The 18117-nt window shown below is 58.2% G+C and carries 17 protein-coding genes; 4 read left to right on the top strand and 13 right to left on the bottom strand.

Translation table 11 applies throughout. The features are described from left to right. Positions 1 to 186: 186 nt before the first annotated feature. The 4 genes from GIW04_RS01460 to GIW04_RS01445 all read right to left on the bottom strand — a co-directional run bounded on the left by GIW04_RS01460 (position 187) and on the right by GIW04_RS01445 (position 5031). Positions 187 to 1395 (bottom strand): MFS transporter, encoded by a 1209-nt coding sequence (locus GIW04_RS01460; RefSeq protein ID WP_120247494.1) that lies wholly within the window; start codon positions 1393 to 1395, stop codon positions 187 to 189. Next, positions 1388 to 2353 (bottom strand): diiron oxygenase, encoded by a 966-nt coding sequence (locus GIW04_RS01455; protein WP_120247495.1) that lies wholly within the window; start codon positions 2351 to 2353, stop codon positions 1388 to 1390. Before GIW04_RS01455 ends, GIW04_RS01460 begins: the two co-directional genes overlap by 8 nt. A 5-nt stretch (positions 2354 to 2358) precedes the next feature. Beyond that, positions 2359 to 3435, bottom strand: a complete 1077-nt coding sequence (locus GIW04_RS01450; RefSeq protein WP_120247496.1) for a SagB family peptide dehydrogenase — start codon at positions 3433 to 3435, stop codon at positions 2359 to 2361. 399 nt (positions 3436 to 3834) lie between these two features. Then, a complete protein-coding gene (locus GIW04_RS01445; RefSeq protein ID WP_003195152.1) occupies positions 3835 to 5031 on the bottom strand; it encodes a class I SAM-dependent rRNA methyltransferase in 1197 nt (398 codons plus the stop codon). A 277-nt stretch (positions 5032 to 5308) separates the two neighbouring features. On the opposite strand from GIW04_RS01445, the gene GIW04_RS01440 reads away from it, so the two are divergent. Together GIW04_RS01440 and mutM are read left to right on the top strand one after the other, a co-directional pair. Further along, positions 5309 to 6121, top strand: a complete 813-nt coding sequence (locus GIW04_RS01440; RefSeq protein WP_169912901.1) for an HDOD domain-containing protein — start codon at positions 5309 to 5311, stop codon at positions 6119 to 6121. A 21-nt stretch (positions 6122 to 6142) separates the two neighbouring features. Beyond that, on the top strand, positions 6143 to 6955 hold the full coding sequence (mutM, locus tag GIW04_RS01435) for a bifunctional DNA-formamidopyrimidine glycosylase/DNA-(apurinic or apyrimidinic site) lyase (RefSeq protein WP_120247498.1): 813 nt from the start codon (positions 6143 to 6145) through the stop codon (positions 6953 to 6955). A gap of 122 nt (positions 6956 to 7077) precedes the next feature. Here the strand turns inward: mutM and GIW04_RS01430 are convergent, their stop codons facing one another. The 5 genes from GIW04_RS01430 to GIW04_RS01410 form a co-directional block, all read right to left on the bottom strand. Then, the gene (locus GIW04_RS01430) at positions 7078 to 7329 is read right to left on the bottom strand and encodes a YfhL family 4Fe-4S dicluster ferredoxin (RefSeq protein WP_003195146.1); all 252 of its coding nucleotides are present in this window, start codon (positions 7327 to 7329) and stop codon (positions 7078 to 7080) included. 102 nt (positions 7330 to 7431) lie between these two features. Beyond that, positions 7432 to 7911, bottom strand: coding sequence for a pantetheine-phosphate adenylyltransferase (gene coaD, locus GIW04_RS01425; RefSeq protein WP_003195136.1), 480 nt, complete (start codon positions 7909 to 7911; stop codon positions 7432 to 7434). 103 nt (positions 7912 to 8014) lie between these two features. Beyond that, entirely contained in the window at positions 8015 to 9610 is a 1596-nt protein-coding gene (locus GIW04_RS01420) for a GMC family oxidoreductase (protein ID WP_003195134.1), read from the bottom strand. A gap of 53 nt (positions 9611 to 9663) precedes the next feature. After that, positions 9664 to 10209 carry a twin-arginine translocation pathway signal protein gene (locus GIW04_RS01415; protein WP_120247499.1) on the bottom strand — a complete coding sequence of 182 codons (546 nt, stop codon included), beginning with the start codon at positions 10207 to 10209 and terminating at the stop codon, positions 9664 to 9666. Between the two features lie 29 nt (positions 10210 to 10238). Further along, complete coding sequence (locus tag GIW04_RS01410; RefSeq protein WP_003195129.1) at positions 10239 to 11666, bottom strand: coniferyl aldehyde dehydrogenase; 1428 nt, start codon at positions 11664 to 11666, stop codon at positions 10239 to 10241. Between the two features lie 145 nt (positions 11667 to 11811). Here GIW04_RS01410 and GIW04_RS01405 point away from each other — a divergent pair, with 145 nt between their 5' ends. After that, the gene (locus GIW04_RS01405) at positions 11812 to 12477 is read left to right on the top strand and encodes a TetR/AcrR family transcriptional regulator (RefSeq protein WP_236269966.1); all 666 of its coding nucleotides are present in this window, start codon (positions 11812 to 11814) and stop codon (positions 12475 to 12477) included. Positions 12478 to 12510: 33 nt separating this feature from the next. Further along, positions 12511 to 13365 carry a sulfurtransferase gene (locus tag GIW04_RS01400; RefSeq protein WP_034133993.1) on the top strand — a complete coding sequence of 285 codons (855 nt, stop codon included), beginning with the start codon at positions 12511 to 12513 and terminating at the stop codon, positions 13363 to 13365. A gap of 116 nt (positions 13366 to 13481) precedes the next feature. Here the strand turns inward: GIW04_RS01400 and GIW04_RS01395 are convergent, their stop codons facing one another. From GIW04_RS01395 to GIW04_RS01380, 4 genes are all read right to left on the bottom strand, one after another. Further along, positions 13482 to 14480 (bottom strand): hydrolase, encoded by a 999-nt coding sequence (locus GIW04_RS01395; protein ID WP_003195122.1) that lies wholly within the window; start codon positions 14478 to 14480, stop codon positions 13482 to 13484. 112 nt (positions 14481 to 14592) lie between these two features. Then, positions 14593 to 15198, bottom strand: coding sequence for a 16S rRNA (guanine(966)-N(2))-methyltransferase RsmD (gene rsmD, locus GIW04_RS01390; protein ID WP_003195120.1), 606 nt, complete (start codon positions 15196 to 15198; stop codon positions 14593 to 14595). After that, entirely contained in the window at positions 15198 to 16688 is a 1491-nt protein-coding gene (locus GIW04_RS01385) for a M16 family metallopeptidase (protein ID WP_032894697.1), read from the bottom strand. Before GIW04_RS01385 ends, rsmD begins: the two co-directional genes overlap by 1 nt. Continuing rightward, positions 16681 to 18036, bottom strand: a complete 1356-nt coding sequence (locus GIW04_RS01380) for a M16 family metallopeptidase (RefSeq protein ID WP_003195117.1) — start codon at positions 18034 to 18036, stop codon at positions 16681 to 16683. The genes GIW04_RS01385 and GIW04_RS01380 overlap by 8 nt, the downstream gene beginning before the upstream one ends. Between the last annotated feature and the right edge of the window lie 81 nt (positions 18037 to 18117).

Raw genomic sequence — 18117 nt, 5'->3', positions numbered from 1 at the left:
GCTTCTAATTGACGACTGGAACACTCAGAAAATGGCCGTGTGTCCGGTAGTTGCCACTCGCATCGCGGGATCGCCGCTTGCTTGGGCCTCGAGCTCATAAACCCGCCGGGGGATGACTGGCGATGAATAGGGCCGATTCTACACCGCTGGCGGCTGGAGGGAATGGGCGTATGTGTATTGGCGGGTTCAACCGACGTTCAGCAATTCCAGGCGACGTGAAATCAACGAATTCAACACGAGGGCCGCTGTACTCAGCAGCAAAAAAGCTAATGCCAGGGTCATCTGCGGGTTATCTGTACTCATGTTGATCAATGCGCTAATCAATCCACCCAGTATAAAAATTAAAGTGTTCCCAGCCGACGCCGCGGTGCCTGCATTTTCCGGAAACACGTCCATAGCTTTAGAGGTAGCGATGGGCCGACAAATGGTAGTTCCGGTGGTGCAGACGATCATTGGGATTAATACTGTCATCGTTGAAAGCTCAAAAGTGCTTGAAAAAAAGAGCATCAATAGCCCAGAACAAAAAATCAGGGCCAAACCGAGCACGATTTGAACCTTGGGCGCCAGCCTATTAGCGAGTATGCGAGCTACGATGCCGCCAGCAATATACGCCGCGCCGTAAAGTAGCAAGGCTAGTGAGAATTCATAAGTGGATAGCTGCAACTGATCCATGAAGATGAGCGGTGATATGACGATGAATGAAAAGTGGCAGGCGAAAGCAATTGCTGCAATTAGCCAGTAACCGACGAAACTGCGGTTGCTGAGTACCCGTTGATAAGCGCAGAAAATATCTTCTTTTGGATGAGAGTTTACATGATGATTGTCTAGTAAAAAATACGCGATTGACAAAACGCCAAGGGCCAATACGATAAAAAGAAAAAAGCTGCCAGGCCAGTCAAAAAGCTGTTGCAGTACACTACCAAGTAGCGGAGATATTGAAATAAAAATGCCACTCGCCGTGATCATCAGAATTCTCAACTGGTCCCTTTCTTTACCTTCAAACATATCCTGAACCAACGCCTGTGACAGCACGAAGCAGCCGCAACCGATGGCTTGGACCATTCTAAATATCAGAAACCACATATATTCGGTAGAGAATACGCAACCGGTGGCACCTGCAATGGATACAACCATCCCGCTAATCAACAACCCCTTGCGCCCTACGATATCTGAGAGTGGTCCGATTAAAAGTTGTGATAGGGAGATACCGATAGCAAAAAGGCTAATAGAGAACGCAATAGCCGAAGGTTTATTTTGAAAGTGTTCAGCCAGTGCGGGGAAAGAAGGGAGTAAGACATCTAGAGGGAAAACACCAAGTAACACCATGGTCATTAATAGCACGATCGCCGACCTTTGTCTTTTTTTGTTACCGTTAGCGGTACGTGTCTTATTCATCTATAAGCCCCACATTTGAGAACAGCTGGCGAATATCAGTTCGTTTAAAAAAACCTGCTTTTTTCAATGCTTGAAATGTGGTGCTGGCACCTTCGCGAGCGCGAAGAATATGGGCGTGCGGGTCAGCCATCATGGTCACGACTTGATCGACAGTGGTCTCACTTAATTGCACGCTTCGTAAACTCAATTCGAGCCATTTTTTATCCGTCTCAAAGAAAATAAGGATAATATCTAAGAGCTGTTTGGCAGATAAAATTCGTTGCTCGTCACTCATCTGAATCCACAAATAATGAAAGACTTCGCTAAAATATCGACTGTGTCGGGCCTCGTCAGCGAGGTGATCTTTGAGCATCTCCTGAACGCAGCAGACCAAGTTTTTTTGATAAACATCACGTAGATCTTTTGCAATGATGGTTTCCGATACGAAACCAATTAGAAGCCACGTGATCGACTTCTGCTTATTCGGGGTGGTATGGATTAGCTGATTGAGTTTTGTTGTTCGTCTGTGGATAGTTGATTGAGTTGCCATATCATAAAATTTACTGACTTGTTCGGCAAGCTGATAGGAGAATAGCGCGTGATAACCTTCGTCAGTGTAAAGCTGCAGTGCCGCTGTTTTCATACGAGAAGGTATCGTAAATTCAAGCTCGTCATGAATTATTAGTTCTACGGAGCGATTAACGATCTGGTGTTCAAGTAGTGTTGTGTAGTTTAGGAAGTTTACTAAGTGATTGGCGCAGAGACGCTTAGTGATGGCTTTGTCGGCTAATTTGACTTCCGGATGTTTAAGATAGGGAAGTAGGGCGGGAGGAAACCAATCTCTTGACTCCAGCTGTTTCTCTAAATCTGGAGGTAACTTGTATTGGTAATCACTGGTTCTTACTGATGCGCGGGTGTTCCAGTCTCCAAGAGTGAAGCTGGCTTTCCACAGATTAGAGTCGATGAGCGGCTCAACCATAATTCCTACCCTCGGTTGTTTAGCAGCGATTTTAGTTCCCTGCATATCACTTGTCCGTCGCTTTTACCGCACCCGACAAAAAATAAGACTTGTTCAGGATTGTTTTCTTCAAATCCTAATAAGGATTCAACCTGATTGTCTGTAAATGCGCCCGTTAACCAAGTGCTCAGTCCCATCGCTGTCGCGACCAGTTGGTAGGTTTGTGAAATATGACCCGCTTCGACATAAGCCATTCGATAAGCTCGTGAGTGCTCGTATTTCCACCAGAGTTTGTCAAATCGACAAGTGATGAAGAGACCTGCCGGGAGTTCGTTAATGAAGTGCTGTCCTGAAAGCACTTGCCCCAATGCCGTTTTCAGTTGCGTATTGACGGTACTTAGAGTGTGCTCGGATGCGTTATAAGCGTAAATGCCGGGCTTCAACCCATCTATATTTTTAGCGTAAAGGAAACCTTCACACGCGTTTAATCCCCCACCGGAAGGGCTGCTCCTTCGGGCTTCGAGTCCTTTCGCAATACTTTCATCAACATTGTTTGCTCTTTCGTTTAAGTGTCCTAAGCACAAGTAAAGAATTGTACTTATGGTTTGCAGGGCAACGGATTCGCCTGTGAATGAACGGCAGGTTTTTCGGGTGAGCAATGCACTTTGAAGTGAGTTCTCTGACAGGTTGATAGGTGCTGGCAAGCGAATTAATGGAGTGTCAGCTTTGTGTTTGTGTATTCGGTCTGGAGGGGGAGGTGTTGATAATGTTTTTGTACAATGGTCTAGGTAGATGCTCGCCCATTCGTCTGCGTTTTCGGGCATTTGATCGCAAGGTATGTTTTTGGTGCCAATATGGAAAATTTTTGATAACTCATCCCAGCCCCAATTAATTGGCGGAGAAGGTGTGTCTGTCAAAATTTCGGCTTCTAATAGCTGAGTGTCTATTGGGTTTGAATTGTCGAAGATTTTTGGATCGTCTATCAGTTTGGTGAGTCGTACTGAGTATTCTAGATTGAGCTCGTATTGTTTGTGATTTTTATAGTTCCAAACTATCGCTGTAGGTGTTTTTGGGAGTATAAATATATAAGGGTTTATCTGCATTGCACTGCCTCCGTGCGGAGCGGAAAAACGCTGGGTAGCCGGCACTCCCCAGCGTTTTAGTTGCTTAGCGGGCTTTCAGTGCTACCAAGAAAGCCAAGTTGGCGATGTGGGAAGTTTCCAGTTTGATATTTTTCATTTTGGATCTCCTTATTTTCAACTTTATATTTAATTAAAGTGTCGCCGTCATCGGTGACAATTGAATAATAGGATTTAATGATGAAATTTCAAGAAAAAAACGCGTAGGAATGTTCGAGTTTTTTTGTCGGATTGGTACTACGAAGTGGCGTGGGGTAGTTATTCTATGCTTAATAGGCAGTCGGTAAAATACGGTCGGGCGGAATGGCTTAGATGTAATGAAATCATGGGAGATCCATTTTGGATCCCCCATTCAGATGTTAATCAGCTATTAGGCAACAACCGGCACGTAATGCTCTTGATATACCGCGTCTCGGCAATCGCCGGGTGCACCGGGTGGTCCGGGCCTTGGCCGCCGCGTTCGAGCATCTGGATGTTGCGGTCCAGATGGCGGGCGCTGGTGAGCAGGATGTTTTGCAGGTCATCTTCCGGCAGGTGCATGGAGCATGAAGCGCTGACGAGGATGCCGTCCTTGCTGAGCAGGCGCATGGCTTGCTCGTTGAGGCGGCGGTAGGCGCCTTCGCCGTTTTTCATGTCTTTTTTGCGTTTGATGAAGGCCGGTGGGTCGGCGACGATCACGTCGAAGCGTTCTTCGCTGGCTTTCAGTTCCTTCAAGGCTTCGAACACGTCGCCTTCGATGCAGGTCATTTTCTCGGCAAAGCCGTTCAGCGCGGCGTTGCGTTCTACGCCGTCGAGGGCGAAGGCGGAGGCGTCGACGCAGAACACTTCACTGGCGCCAAAGGCCGCCGCTTGCACGCCCCAGCCGCCGATGTAGCTGTACAGGTCCAGTACACGCTTGCCCTTGGCATACGGGGCCAGGCGGGCGCGGTTCATGCGGTGGTCGTAGAACCAGCCGGTTTTCTGGCCCTGGATCACCGGGGCTTCGAATTTCACGCCGTTTTCTTCCAGCGCCACCCACTCCGGCACCAGGCCGAATACGGTTTCGACGTAGCGGTTGAGGCCTTCGGCGTCACGCGCGGCGGAGTCGTTCTTGAACAGGATGCCGCTGGGCTTGAGCACTTGGGTCAGTGCGGCGATCACGTCTTCTTTATGCGCTTCCATGGTCGCTGAAGCGATCTGTACTACCAAGATGTCGCCGAAACGGTCGACCACCAGGCCCGGCAACAGGTCGGAATCACCGTAGACCAGGCGGTAGAACGGCTTGTCGAACAGGCGGTCACGCAGGGACAGGGCCACGTTGAGGCGGTGCACCAGCAGCGACTTGTCCAGCGGCAACTTGATGTCGCGCGACAGCAGGCGGGCGCAGATCAGGTTGTTCGGGCTCATGGCCACGATGCCCAGGGTCTTGCCGCCGGCTGCTTCCAGGATAGCCTGGTCGCCTGCCTGGAAGCCGTGGAGTGGGGTGGCGGCCACGTCGATTTCGTTGCTGTAGACCCACAGGTGGCCGTTGCGCAAACGACGATCGGCGTTGGCTTTGAGACGCAGGCTTGGCAGGGACATGACGTCGCTCCGGAAAAAAGAGCGGGAGTATACCCTTTGCGCACTCTTTCATGTGGGAGCTGGCTTGCCTGCGATGCGGGCGGCGCGGTGTATCAGACGTACGGTGGTGATGCTATCGCAGGCAAGCCAGCTCCCACATTCGATCGGGTTTCACTTGGGTTTTTGGGTGTCGGCCATGTCGGCATAAGGGGTAGAATTCGCGCCTAGCCCAGAGTGTGTACTTATGTCCCAAGAGCTTTCCCCCGAGCAGATCCAACAGGCCCTGCAAGGCATCAGCGTGCCGCCTCAACCGCAAATCATGGTGGATTTGCAGATGGAGCAGTACATGCCCGACCCGGACCTGGAAGTGATTGCGCGGTTGATCTCCCAGGACCCGGGCTTGTCCGGTGCGCTGCTCAAGATTGTCAATTCGCCGTATTACGGCCTGAGCAATAAAATCGCTTCGATCCAGCGTGCGGTGAACCTGCTGGGCAGCCGTTCGATCATCAATCTGATCAACGCGCAGTCGATCAAGGGCGAGATGTGCGACGACACCATCGTCACCCTCAACCGTTTCTGGGACACCGCCCAGGATGTGGCCATGACCTGCCTCACCCTGGCCAAGCGCACCGGTTCCCAGGCCGTGGACGAAGCCTATGCCTTGGGCCTGTTTCATGATTGTGGCGTGCCGCTGATGCTCAAGCGCTTCCCCAATTACATGGCGGTACTGGAAGAAGCCTACGCCAATGCCGGCCCGGATTGCCGCGTGGTCGACACCGAAAACAAAGCGTTCCACACCAACCATGCGGTGGTTGGCTACTACACCGCCAAGTCCTGGCGCCTGCCGGAGCATGTCACCGACGCCATCGCCAATCACCACAACGCCCTGGCGATTTTCAGCGATGAGACGTCGCGCAACCCGCAGCTCAAGAACCTGCTGGCCATTTTGAAGATGGCCGAGCATATCTGTTCGTCCTATCGCGTACTGGGCAATCAGCCAGTGGATCATGAGTGGAATGCCATCGGCCACCTGGTGCTGGATTACGTGGGCCTGTCGGACTACGACTTCGAGAGCCTGAAGTTGTCGATCCGCGAACTGGGCGCGCACTGACCCGTCATTCAAGAGGTACACATGCCCGAGTTACCAGAAGTCGAAACCACCCGCCGCGGGATCGCCCCGCACCTGGAAGGCCAGCGCGTCAGCCGCGTGGTGGTGCGTGAGCGGCGCCTGCGCTGGCCGATTCCGGAAGACCTGGATGTGCGCCTGTCGGGGCAGCGCATCGTGCTGGTGGAGCGCCGGGCCAAATACCTGTTGATCAATGCTGAAGTGGGCACCTTGATCAGCCACCTGGGCATGTCGGGCAACTTGCGCCTGGTGGAAGTCGGCATGCCGGCGGCCAAGCATGAACACGTGGATATCGAGCTGGAATCGGGTATGGCCCTGCGCTACACCGACCCGCGGCGCTTCGGTGCGATGCTCTGGAGCCGCGACCCGCACAACCATGAGTTGCTGATGCGGCTGGGGCCGGAGCCGTTGACTGACCTGTTTGACGGTGAGCGCTTGTTCCAGTTGTCTCGCGGCAAGTCGATGGCGGTGAAGCCGTTCATCATGGACAACGCGGTGGTGGTGGGTGTGGGTAATATCTATGCGACAGAGGCGCTGTTTGCAGCGGGGATTGACCCGCGGCGCGCCGCTGGCGGGATTTCACGCGGGCGTTATTTGAAGCTGGCGATTGAGATCAAGCGGGTACTGGCCGCTGCCATTGAGCGGGGCGGTACCACGTTGCGGGACTTTATCGGCGGCGATGGGCAGCCGGGGTATTTCCAGCAGGAATTGTTCGTGTATGGCCGTGGTGGCGAGGCGTGCAAGGTTTGCGGCACTGAGCTACGCAATGTGGTGCTGGGGCAGCGGGCGAGTGTGTTTTGCCCTCGGTGTCAGAGCTGATGGCTGTGTGAGGGCTGATATCGTTATCGCAGGCAAGCCAGCTCCCACAGTTGAAGGTATTCACCTATCCAATGTGGGAGCTGGCTTGCCTGCGATGAGGCCCTTACGGGCAATGAAGAGGCTTAGGCCTTACCGGTAATCTTGCGGTACTTCTCCATCAACTGCTCTTCAGTCTCAGGGTGTGCCTCATCCAGCGGGATGCAATCCACCGGGCATACCTGCTGGCACTGCGGTTCGTCGTAGTGGCCGACGCACTGGGTGCACAGGTTAGGGTCGATCACATAGATCTCTTCGCCCTGGGAAATGGCGGCGTTCGGGCACTCGGGTTCGCAGACGTCGCAGTTGATGCAATCGTCGGTGATGATCAGGGACATGGAAACTCCTGCCAGGGCACTCTGCCAAGGCATCTGAAAACTAATGCGCGCAATTGTGCCGCATTGGCGCCCGCAGTGCGAGCAGGCACCGACCGGGCAGCCTTACTTCTTGAAGCGTAGCGTCAGCGCATCGGCCACGGCTGGGTGCACGAACTTGGTGATATCTCCGCCCAAAGCGGCGATTTCACGCACCAACGTCGAGGAAATGAACGAATAACGCTCCGACGGCGTGAGGAACAGGCTTTCCACGTCCGGTGCCAATTGGCGGTTCATGTTGGCTAGCTGGAATTCGTATTCGAAGTCCGACACCGCACGCAGGCCACGCAGGAACACATTGGCGTTCTGCTCCTTGGCGAAATGCGCCAGCAATGTCGAAAAGCCCACTACTTCCACATTCGGCAGGTGCTTGGTGACCTCTTGCGCCAGCTCCACACGTTGTTCCAGGGGAAACAACGGGTTTTTCTTGGGGCTGGCCGCGACCGCGATGATCACATGGTCGAACAGGCGAGAGGCGCGTTCGACCAGATCGCCATGGCCTTTGGTAATCGGGTCGAAGGTACCTGGGTACAACACTCGGTTCATCGCGTCGTCCTGGCGGAGTCCGTTGGGGAACCGGATGGTATCGCAGCATTACCGGTGGGCCAAGTCGACTTATGTAGATAGATGCCGTGAATACCCTGTTTTTTCATGCCGTTTTCAGACGTTCGGCCAATGCGCTCGCCAGTTGCGCGGTCAATCCGTACACCGACAATTGCGGGTTGGCGCCAATGCTGGTGGGGAACAGCGAGCCATCGTGGATCGACAGGTTACGCAACTGATGATGGCGACCCAGGCTGTCGGCCACGGCATTTTTTGGCTCTTCACCCATGGCGCAACCGCCCATCACGTGGGCGCTGCCCAGGGTGGTGCGATGCAGTTCCAGATTCAAACCGTCGATCACGCTGCGCGCTTCGGCCAAGTTGTTCACAAAGCGCGCGTCGTGATGCAGGGGCTTGACCGATTTGGCCCCCGCCGCGAACTGAATCTCGGCCATGCTGTGGAAGGCCCGGCGCAGGCCGTCCCAGGCGTAGGGGGAGACCTGATAGTCGAGCACTGGCGTGCCATCACCGCGCAACTCTACGGTGCCGCCCGGGCTGTCGGGGTGAAAACCGTCGCGCAGCAGGGCGAGCATGGCGTGGGTGTGGGGTAGTTGGTTCATGTCCAAGGCGTTCTGCTTGCCGTAGCCACCGAACAGGGTGCTCGCCAGGCCTGGATGCAGGGGCGGTGCTTCCAGTTTGTAGGACATTTTGCCGGTAGTGCCGTCCTGCCATTGGAAATGGTCGGAGTAGATGGATTGCGGCGCACCGTAGAAGGGGTTGATCACCTCGTCGAACAGCCCGGCGGAGAAATTGACCAGGTGCAGGAAGGTGCGCTTGCCCAACCGCGAGTGCGGGTCGGGTGCATCCGAGCGCATCAGCAGGGCCGGGCTGTTGATGCCGCCGCCCGCTAGTACATAGTGCTTGGCTCTCACGCTGATCTTGCGCCCTGTGGGCGCTACGCAGCGTTCGTCCATGGCCACGCATTCGAGGCTGCTGATGGTGTCGCCGCTGTAGATGAGCCGTTCGGCGCGGGCCAGGTAAAGCAGCTCGCCGCCCTTTTCCAGGGTGGACGGGATGGTGGTCACCAGCATCGACTGCTTGGCGTTGACCGGGCAGCCCATGCCGCAATACCCCAGGTTGAAGCAGCCGCGCACATTGCGCGGGATCACATGCCAGCTGTAGCCGAGCTTTTCGCAGCCTTTGCGGATCACATCGTTATTGGCATTCGGCGGCAGCGCCCACGGCGCGATGCCCAGGCGCTGTTCCATTTTTTCGAACCAGGGCGCCATTTCGGCGCTGCTGTGGCCTTTGACCGCATATTCGCTGGCCCAATGCGAGAGGGTAGCGTCAGGGGTGCGAAAGCTGGAGGTCCAGTTGATCAAGGTGGTACCGCCCACCGCCCGGCCCTGCAGGATGGTGATAGCGCCGTCCTTGCTCATCCGCCCGATGCCTTCCTGGTAAAGGCTGGCGTAGGCTTCGTCTTCCAGCAGCTTGAAGTCGCTGCTGGTCTTGAGCGGACCTTCTTCGATCAGCAACACTTTGTAGCCGGCAGCGCTGAGGATTTCGGCGGTGGTACCGCCCCCGGCGCCGCTGCCGATGATGGCGACATCCGCTTCCAGGGTCAGGTCGTTATCCAGGGCGGCGCCATTGTGGGTTTTCCAGCCACGGGCCAGGCCGTCGCGGAACAGATCGGGTACGGGCATAGGTGTGCACTCTTATTTTTGTAGGAAGATGCAATCTTGGAGGATTGCCCAGGCTAGATCTTCGGCGGGCCGGGGTAGCCGCAATGGGCCCAGGACTCGGGCCGGAAGTACCAGGCCATGATCACCAGCTTGAGCAGTGAGCCCTGGCCCATGCGCAGCAGGTTCAGGTAGCTGTTTTCCCAGCGGTGCAGGAAATTGCGGATCTGTTCGCTGCTGGCATTTTCCCAACTGCCCCAGATACCGGTCAGCGGGCCGCGGGTGATGCCCATCGCCAGCACGTCGAATAATTGCTGGGTGAGCTTGAACATCTCGGGCGACAAGTGCTGCAGGCTGTAATCGAGTTTTTTCAGGGTGTCCTCAATATCGGCAAACACGTGCTCGGCGCTGGCCACGCCTTCCAGCAGCACCGGGATCACCGCCCGCAAGAACGGCAAGTCGCTGGTGCGCAACATCGCAAAGCCGCTGGCCGGCGTACTGCTGGAGCAACCGCTGAGGCTGGCGCCCAGCCCGGCGGTGGCGAGGAAGGCGCTGGCACACAGGCCGATTTTCAAGACGCTGCGCCGTGACAGCGCGGGTGAATCAGTCAGGCTGGGGTTCATTGTTTTTATTGTCCCGAAGGTGGCGGTTATCAGCGGATAAACAGCTTCTGGATCAGCTTCTGGATCGACTTGCCATAGGGCGGGTAGATCAACTTCGCCGCGTTCAGGCGCTGTTTGACCAGCACACCCTTGGCCTTGCTGAACGTCAGGAAACCTTCGTGACCGTGGTAATGGCCCATGCCCGACGGGCCGATGCCACCGAACGGCATATCGTCCTGGGCGACGTGCAGCAAGGTGTCGTTCAGGCATACACCACCGGAATGGGTTTCGTGGAGCACCCGCGCTTGTTCGCCTTTGTTGTAGCCGAAGTAATACAAGGCCAGTGGGCGAGGGCGCTGGTTGATGTAGGCAAAGGCTTGGTCAAGGCCGCGATACGGCACGATAGGCAGGAGCGGGCCGAAAATTTCGTCCTGCATCACGGTCATGTCGTCACTGACATTCAATAGCAGGCTGTGGGCCATTCGCCGCGCCTGGCCTTGCTCGTACAGCGGGATCAGGGTGGCACCTTTGTCGGTGGCGTCCTTGGCGTAGGCATTGAGCCGGGCCAGTTGGCGTTCGTTGATGATGGCGGTGTAGTCCGGGTTGTCGACCAGCGTCGGATAAAACCCGCGCACGGCTTTGGAATAGGCCTCGACAAAGCCCTCCACGCGATCTTCTGGTACCAGCACATAATCCGGTGCCACGCAGGTTTGCCCGGCATTCAAAGCTTTGCCGAAGGCGATGCGTTCGGCGGCGTCCTTGAGCGGCACGTCGGCCGAAACGATCGCCGGCGATTTGCCGCCCAACTCCAGGGTCACCGGCGTGAGGTTTTCGGCCGCCGCACGCATCACGTGCTTGCCTATGCTGGTAGCACCGGTGAACAGCAGGTGATCGAAGCGCAACTTGGAAAACGCCATGCCCACGTCAGCTTCGCCCAGCACGACGCACACCAGGTCCTCGGGGAAGATCTTGGCCAGCAACGCCTTGAGCAGCTCGCCGGTGGCCGGCGTGGACTCGCTGAGCTTGAGCATTACCCGATTGCCGGCAGCCAACGCCCCCACCAACGGGCCGATGGCCAGGAACAGCGGGTAGTTCCACGGCACGATGACGCCGACGACGCCCAGTGGCTGGTAAATGACTTTGGCTGAGGCGGGCTGGAAGGCAATGCCTACAGCGCGGCGGGAAGGTTTCATCCAGCCCTTGAGGTGTTTGCTCGCGTAGTGAATGCCATGCAGGCTGGGCATCAATTCGGCAAACAGGGTTTCGTCGGCGCTGCGATGGCTAAAATCCTGGCTGATCGCATCGATCAGCGCCTGGCGTTCGTCGCTCAGTAGATCCCGCAGGGCCTTGAGCCATTGCTGGCGCTGTCCGGCCGGCGGCATCGGGTTGGCGGCATAGGCGCGGCGTTGAGCGTCGAACAGGTCCTGGAGTTGATCCAGTGCCTGGGAGTCTTGCAGGTAGGCAACGTTGGCAGGCATGGCGCGGCACCGATTGTTATTGGTCTGCCTGGATTTTTAGAGTCATTGCTCTAAATTGTCAAACAACATTGCAGTAACATCCAGATTTATCCTGGCCGGGTTAGGCCGTAAGATGCCCCATCCCGTGTATAGAAGCTGATCCCCTATGGCACCACGAGTAAAGACCAGCGAGCGCATTGTGCAAACCAGCCTGGAGCTTTTTAACCAGCAGGGCGAGCGCAGTATCAGTACCAACCACATTGCCGCCCACATGGAAATTTCCCCGGGCAACCTGTACTACCACTTCCCTAACAAGCAGGCGATCATTGCCGTGCTGTTCCGCGAATATGAAGCGCTGGTAGACAGTTTCCTGCGCCCACCCCAAGGGCGGGGGATGCTGGTGGAAGACAAACGCTTTTACCTGCAAGCCGTATTGGCCGGCATGTGGCGTTATCGCTTCCTGCACCGCGACCTCGAACACCTGCTGGAGAGCGACCCGGAACTGGCTACATGCTACAGGCGTTTTTCCCAGCGTTGCCTGATCCAGGGCGGCGCCATCTACCAAGGCTTTGTCGACGCCGGCATTCTCAATATGGACCCGGTGCAAACCGAAGCCCTGACCCTCAATGCCTGGATTATCCTCACCTCGTGGGTGCGCTTTTTGTGCACCACCAATGAAAAATCCACCCACCTGAGCGCCGAGGCGATCAAGCGCGGGGTGTATCAGGTGCTGGAGGCGGGGTTTGTCACGCCGCAGGCCAAAGACGCGGTGGACGCCTTGTTCAAAGAGTTTTACGTGCCGTTGAATCAGGCACTGGAAGAAGTGAAGTAAGACCTTTCCCCTTTGTATTCACAGGAGTCAGTCATGCCGCTTGCCCAACTGATCAGCCCCCAGCAATTGGCCGAGCGCCAACAGTCGAGCGGGTGGGTGATCCTGGATTGCCGCTTTGCCCTGGAAGACCCGGACTACGGCTTGTGCAGTTACGCCGAAGGGCATATCGAGGGCGCGCAATACGCTGACCTTGAGCGCCACCTGAGCGGCCCGGTGACCAAGGGCGTGACCGGTCGTCATCCTTTGCCGGCGGCGGACACGTTCGCCAGGCAACTGCGGGCGTGGGGCATCAGTGCCGACACCGATGTGGTGCTGTATGACGACGGCCCCGGTGCCTACGCCGCCCGTGCCTGGTGGCTGCTGGCCTGGCTGGGCAAGCGTGATGGCGTGTTTATTCTCGATGGTGGCCTCAAGGCCTGGCATGCCGCCGGTTTCCCCCTGAGCCTGGACGCGCCTGTGATTGAGCCGGGTACCTTCGCCGGTATGCCGGATCCTCGGCTATTGCTGGATGCCGAACACTTGCAAAAACGCCTGGGCCAACCCGACCTGACCTTGATCGACGCCCGCGCCCAGCCGCGCTTTCGTGGCGAAGTAGAGCCCATCGATCCGATTGCCGGGCATATCCCTGGCGCGCAGTGCGCTGCGTTCAGTGAAAACCTGGGCAGCGATGGTCGTTTCTTGCCGGCCGAGCAGCTCAAGCAGCGCTTCGCCGCGCAGTTGCAAGGGCGCCCGCCGCAGGAATTGGTGGCGTATTGCGGCTCTGGGGTGACGGCGTGCCATAACCTGTTTGCGTTGAGCCTGGCGGGGTATCCGTTGGGTAAGTTGTATGCGGGGTCGTGGAGTGAGTGGATTACTGATCCTGCTCGGGAAATAGCAACGGGCGACTGAACGATCGGTGTGAACACTTGCTTAAAATGTGGGAGCTGGCTTGCCTGCGATAGCGGAGTGTCAGCCACCTCAACGTTGGCTGGCCCACCGCTATCGCAGGCAAGCCAGCTCCCACACTATTGACCGTATTGGGCCTGAAGCCACTGCGGGATCCGGCGCTCCAGATAGTAACCAGGGCGCTTCAGCGAACCCTCCACAAACCCCACATGCCCGCCCTTGGCCAGCAACTCGAACTCGGTGCAGGCCGACAGCTCACTGGCGTCAGGCAAGCTGTGCGCAAATACAAACGGGTCATCGGCCGCCTGGATAATCAACGTAGGCGTACGGATATCGCCCAGGTAATAGCGGCTCGATGCGCGGCGATAATAGTCTTCAGCACTGATGAAACCATGCAGCGGCGCGGTTACCCGCCCGTCGAAGTCCCAGAACGTGCGCATCTTTTCCAGGGAGCCAAGGGCCTCCAGGGTTTTCAGCCCATCCTCACGACCGTCCTGCAGGAACTGGCGTTGCTTGACGCGGATATACGCCAGCATCTCGCGCATGAAGTGCTTCTGATAAACCCGCGAGAACCCCAGGCCGATGCGATCGGCGCATTGATCCAGGCGAAACGGCACCGACACCGCCGCCGCGCCCTGCAAGCCCGAGGCCTTGCCGGTTTCGCCCAAATGCTTGAGCAACACATTGCCGCCCAGGGAATAACCCACCGCATACACGGGCGCCAACGGCCGCTTGGCGCGCAGATGAGCAATCGCTGCCGCCAGGTCTTCGCTGGCGCCGGAGTGATAACTGCGAGCCAGCAGGTTGGGCTCGCCCGAGCAGCCGCGCCAGTTCAACGCAGCGCTGGCCCAGCCTTGGGCGGCGAGGACTTTTTGCAGGCCGGCCACATAGGGCGAATTGGACGAGCCGGTCAGCCCATGCAGCACCAGCACCAAGGGTGCTTGCACGTCATGCGGCCCGTGCCAGTCAAGATCAAGGAAGTCGCCATCCTCCAGCCACAGGCGCTCGCGTTGGCGTTCGATATGGGTGGTCGGCCGCCACAGCGGCCCCCACAGGGTCTGCAAGTGGGGGTTGCCGAGGCCGAAGGCGGGTTTGAAGCGGTCTGTAGATGGAATCATGAATTACCCGCTGCCGTGTAGGAGCGAGCTTGCTCGCGGAAAACGTTAACGATAACGCGGCGCTGTCAGACAGCCCGTGTCGCCTGTTTGACCTTCGCGAGCAAGCTCGCTCCTACAGGGCGCGATGCCACAACGCGTAATACACCCGCCCGGACTTCTGCTCCCGGTGCAGGCGCCAGCCACTGGGCAGGCCCAGCGTGGAGGGCGCGGTCTCGCTCTCAGTGTAGATCCAGGCATCCGGTGCCAGCCACTGGCGTTCTTCCAGCAGCGTGCAGACAGCTGGCAGCAGGTTCTGGTTGAACGGTGGGTCGAGGAACACTACGTCGTATTCAGTCGCCGCCTGGGTTTCCAGGTAGCGCAGCGCGTCCGCCGTCTGCACCTGGCCGGTGGTGCAACGCAGCGTGCCCAGGTGCTCCTTGAGGCTGGACACCGCCACGTTGCTGGCGTCCAGCGCCTGGCCCTGGGCCGCGCCACGGGACAGCGCCTCCAGGAACAGCGCGCCGCTGCCAGCGAACGGGTCCAGCACCTTGGCCCCGCCAATGTACGGTGCGAGCCAGTTGAACAGGGTTTCACGCACGCGGTCGGGCGTCGGGCGCAGGCCCACGACGTCGGGGAAGCTCAGCTTGCGGCTGCCCCATTCACCGCCAATGATGCGCAGTTGGCCCACACCGTTATGCACGTTGTGGACAGGTTTTTTCGGGCGAGATGAACTGGCCATTAATGCTCCGGAACCCCGAGCGGCTGCTCGGCAGGTTTATCAGTGGGGGGCGGTAGTGGCTTTTGCGCAATCGTCGGGCCGGCGGTCACGATGACCATCTTGTCGGCGCTCAAGTGTTTATTCATTGCAGCCTTGACCTGATCGACGGTCAGGGCCTGGGATTGTTTCATGAAATCTTCCAGATAGCTCAGCGGCAGGTTGTAGAAACCCATGGCGCCCAACTGCCCGACGATATCGGCGTTGCTGGCGGTGGACAGCGGGAAGCTGCCGGCCAGCTCGCGCTTGGCGTCATCCAGTTCCTTTTGCGTCGGGCCGGTCTTGAGGTAGTCAGCCAGTACGTCCTCCACCAGGCGCAAGGTGCCACCGCTCATTTCGGCGCGGGTCTGCAGGTTGATCATGAACGGGCCGCGCACCTGCATTGGTGAGAAACCGGAATACACGCCGTAGGTCAGGCCGCGCTTTTCACGCACTTCGCTCATCAAGCGGGTGCCGAAGCCACCGCCGCCGAGGATCTGGTTACCCAGGGACAAGGCTGCGTAATCCGGGTCGGCACGGTCGATGCCCAACTGCGCAAACAGCAGGTGGGTTTGCTTGGACGGGAACTCGATACGGCTCAGGCCGGCTTTTGGCTCGGTCGGCTGGGCGATCTTGGCCATAGCCGGGCCTTTGGGCAGCGACGCGGACACCTTGGCCGTCATGGCTTCAGCTTCGGCGCGGGTCAGGTCGCCCACCACTGCAATCACCGCGTTACCCGCCGCATAGGCCTTGGCGTGGAACGCCTGCAACTGCGCCAGGGTAATCTTCGGCACGCTCTCGGGGGTGCCTTCGCTCGGGTGCGCGTAAGGGTGGTCGCCGTACAGACGCTTGAACAGCTCGATGCTCGCCAGTTTGCCAGGGTTCTGCTTCTGGTACTCGAAACCGGCCAGGATCTGGTTCTTGATGCGTGCCAGTGAGTCTGCCGGGAACGTCGGCTGGCCGATCACCTGGTTGAACAGTGACAGGGCTGCGTCACGCTTGGCGCTGTCGCTCAGGCTGCGCAGGGTCACCAGCGCCATGTCGCGGTAGGCGCCGTTGCCAAAGTCGGCCCCCAGGCCTTCGAACCCGCTGGCGATCTGGCTGACATCCTTGCCCGGCACGCCTTCGTTGAGCATGGCGTTGGTCATCAGCGCCAGGCCTGGCACGTCGCCATCCTGGCTGCTGCCGGCGGCGAACAGCAGGCGCATGTCGAACATCGGCAACTCATGGGCTTCGACGAACAGCACCTTGGCGCCTTCGGCGGTGGTCCAGGTTTGTACGTCGAGCTTGCGGTTGGTCGGTGCCTTGCCATCCAGTTCCGCCAGGGATTGCAGGGTGCTGGCCGTTTGAGCCTTGTCCAGGGCCTGGCTGGCGACCGACTCGCTGGGGCGCAAGAAGTAAACGGCGCTGGCCGCCATCAGGGTGACGGCGATCAGGCCGGGCAGGATCAGGCGGCTGTTTTTGCGATCACTCATGAGCGGTCTCCTCAGGCAAAACATGGGCGACGCTCAGACGTTCGCGGGTGAAATAGGTGCGTGCAGCCTTCTGGATGTCTTCCGGGGTCACGCTTTGCAGGTCGGCAAGCTCGGTGTCCATGAGTTTCCAGGACAGGCCGACGGTTTCCAGGGAGCCAATGGCCGTGGCCTGGCTGGTGATGGAATCACGCTGGTACACCAGGCCGGCAATCACCTGGGCACGGATGCGCTCCAGTTCTTCGGCGGTCGGCGGCTTGGCCTTCAACTCATCGAGCAGGCGCCACAGGCCGGCTTCGGCTTGCGCGACGGTTTTCTTCTTCTGCTGGTTCGGCGTGGCCGAGAGGGTGAACAGGCTGTCGCCACGGGTGTAGGCGTCGTAGTTGGTGGAAGCGGCGGACACCAGCTCCTCACCGCGTTCCAGTTGCTCGGAGATCCGTGCACTGTAGCCGCCGTCCAGCAGGGCCGAGATCAGGCGCAGGGCCTGTACCGAGCGTTTGTCTTCGGCGGTGGCCAGGCCGGGCACGTTGAAGCCCAGGAACACGCTCGGCAGTTGGGTCTGCACGTGCAGGGTCAGCAGGCGCTCGCCGGGCTCGGCCAATTCCATCGGGATTTTTGCCGGCGGCACGTCACGCTTGGGGATCGGCCCGAAGTAACGTTGGGCGAGGTTTTTCACCTCGTCCGGGGTCACGTCGCCGACCACCACCAGGGTGGCGTTGTTCGGCACGTACCAGGATTGGTACCAGTGGCGCAGTTCCTCGACCTTCATGCGGTCCAGGTCGGCCATCCAGCCAATGGTCGGCGTGTGGTAGCCACTGGCCGGGAACGCCATGGCCTTGAAGCGCTCGAACGCCTTGGACATGGGGTTATCGTCGGTGCGCAGGCGGCGTTCTTCCTTGATTACCTCGATTTCACGGCTGAACTCGTCGGCCGGCAGGCGCAGGCTGGCCATGCGGTCGGCTTCCAGCTCAAAGGCCACGCCCAGGCGGTCACGGGCCAATACCTGGTAGTACGCGGTGTAGTCGTCGCTGGTGAACGCATTTTCTTCGGCGCCCAGGTCGCGCAGGATCAGCGAGGCTTCGCCGGGGCCAACCTTGGCGCTGCCTTTGAACATCATGTGTTCCAGGGCGTGGGACAAACCGGTCTGGCCCGGGGTTTCGTAGCTTGAGCCAACCTTGTACCAGACCTGGGAAACCACCACCGGCGCACGATGATCTTCGCGCACGACCACCTTGAGGCCGTTATCGAGGGTGAATTCATGGGTGGGTTGTGGATCGGCAGCCAAAGCTGAGAGAGGCAGACAAACTGTGCTGAACAGCAGGCCTGCGGCGCGGCGGGCTAGAGCATTCATTCGTTTTTAAACCTGTTGGGCTGCCCGCTTGGTCTTAGCGTCGGCGGGCGAGGAGGTGCTAGGATACTGGTCCGACTTAAG

The sequence above is a fragment of the Pseudomonas sp. PA-4-8C genome (assembly GCF_021606625.1).
Taxonomy (GTDB): domain Bacteria; phylum Pseudomonadota; class Gammaproteobacteria; order Pseudomonadales; family Pseudomonadaceae; genus Aquipseudomonas; species Aquipseudomonas lactis.
The sequence above is the reverse complement of the archived record's forward strand: the minus strand, read 5'-3'. Positions and strand labels throughout refer to the sequence as shown.

Coding starts and splice junctions, on each gene's coding strand:
- GIW04_RS01395 (WP_003195122.1), bottom strand. CDS start 14,480: ATGATTCCATCTACAGACCGCTTCAAACCCGCCTTCGGCCTCGGCAAC.
- GIW04_RS01455 (WP_120247495.1), bottom strand. CDS start 2,353: ATGGTTGAGCCGCTCATCGACTCTAATCTGTGGAAAGCCAGCTTCACT.
- GIW04_RS01450 (WP_120247496.1), bottom strand. CDS start 3,435: ATGCAGATAAACCCTTATATATTTATACTCCCAAAAACACCTACAGCG.
- GIW04_RS01420 (WP_003195134.1), bottom strand. CDS start 9,610: ATGCCCGTACCCGATCTGTTCCGCGACGGCCTGGCCCGTGGCTGGAAA.
- GIW04_RS01445 (WP_003195152.1), bottom strand. CDS start 5,031: ATGTCCCTGCCAAGCCTGCGTCTCAAAGCCAACGCCGATCGTCGTTTG.
- GIW04_RS01385 (WP_032894697.1), bottom strand. CDS start 16,688: ATGAGTGATCGCAAAAACAGCCGCCTGATCCTGCCCGGCCTGATCGCC.
- GIW04_RS01410 (WP_003195129.1), bottom strand. CDS start 11,666: ATGCCTGCCAACGTTGCCTACCTGCAAGACTCCCAGGCACTGGATCAA.
- rsmD (WP_003195120.1), bottom strand. CDS start 15,198: ATGGCCAGTTCATCTCGCCCGAAAAAACCTGTCCACAACGTGCATAAC.
- GIW04_RS01460 (WP_120247494.1), bottom strand. CDS start 1,395: ATGAATAAGACACGTACCGCTAACGGTAACAAAAAAAGACAAAGGTCG.
- GIW04_RS01380 (WP_003195117.1), bottom strand. CDS start 18,036: ATGAATGCTCTAGCCCGCCGCGCCGCAGGCCTGCTGTTCAGCACAGTT.
- GIW04_RS01430 (WP_003195146.1), bottom strand. CDS start 7,329: ATGTCCCTGATCATCACCGACGATTGCATCAACTGCGACGTCTGCGAA.
- coaD (WP_003195136.1), bottom strand. CDS start 7,911: ATGAACCGAGTGTTGTACCCAGGTACCTTCGACCCGATTACCAAAGGC.
- mutM (WP_120247498.1), top strand. CDS start 6,143: ATGCCCGAGTTACCAGAAGTCGAAACCACCCGCCGCGGGATCGCCCCG.
- GIW04_RS01405 (WP_236269966.1), top strand. CDS start 11,812: ATGGCACCACGAGTAAAGACCAGCGAGCGCATTGTGCAAACCAGCCTG.
- GIW04_RS01400 (WP_034133993.1), top strand. CDS start 12,511: ATGCCGCTTGCCCAACTGATCAGCCCCCAGCAATTGGCCGAGCGCCAA.
- GIW04_RS01415 (WP_120247499.1), bottom strand. CDS start 10,209: ATGAACCCCAGCCTGACTGATTCACCCGCGCTGTCACGGCGCAGCGTC.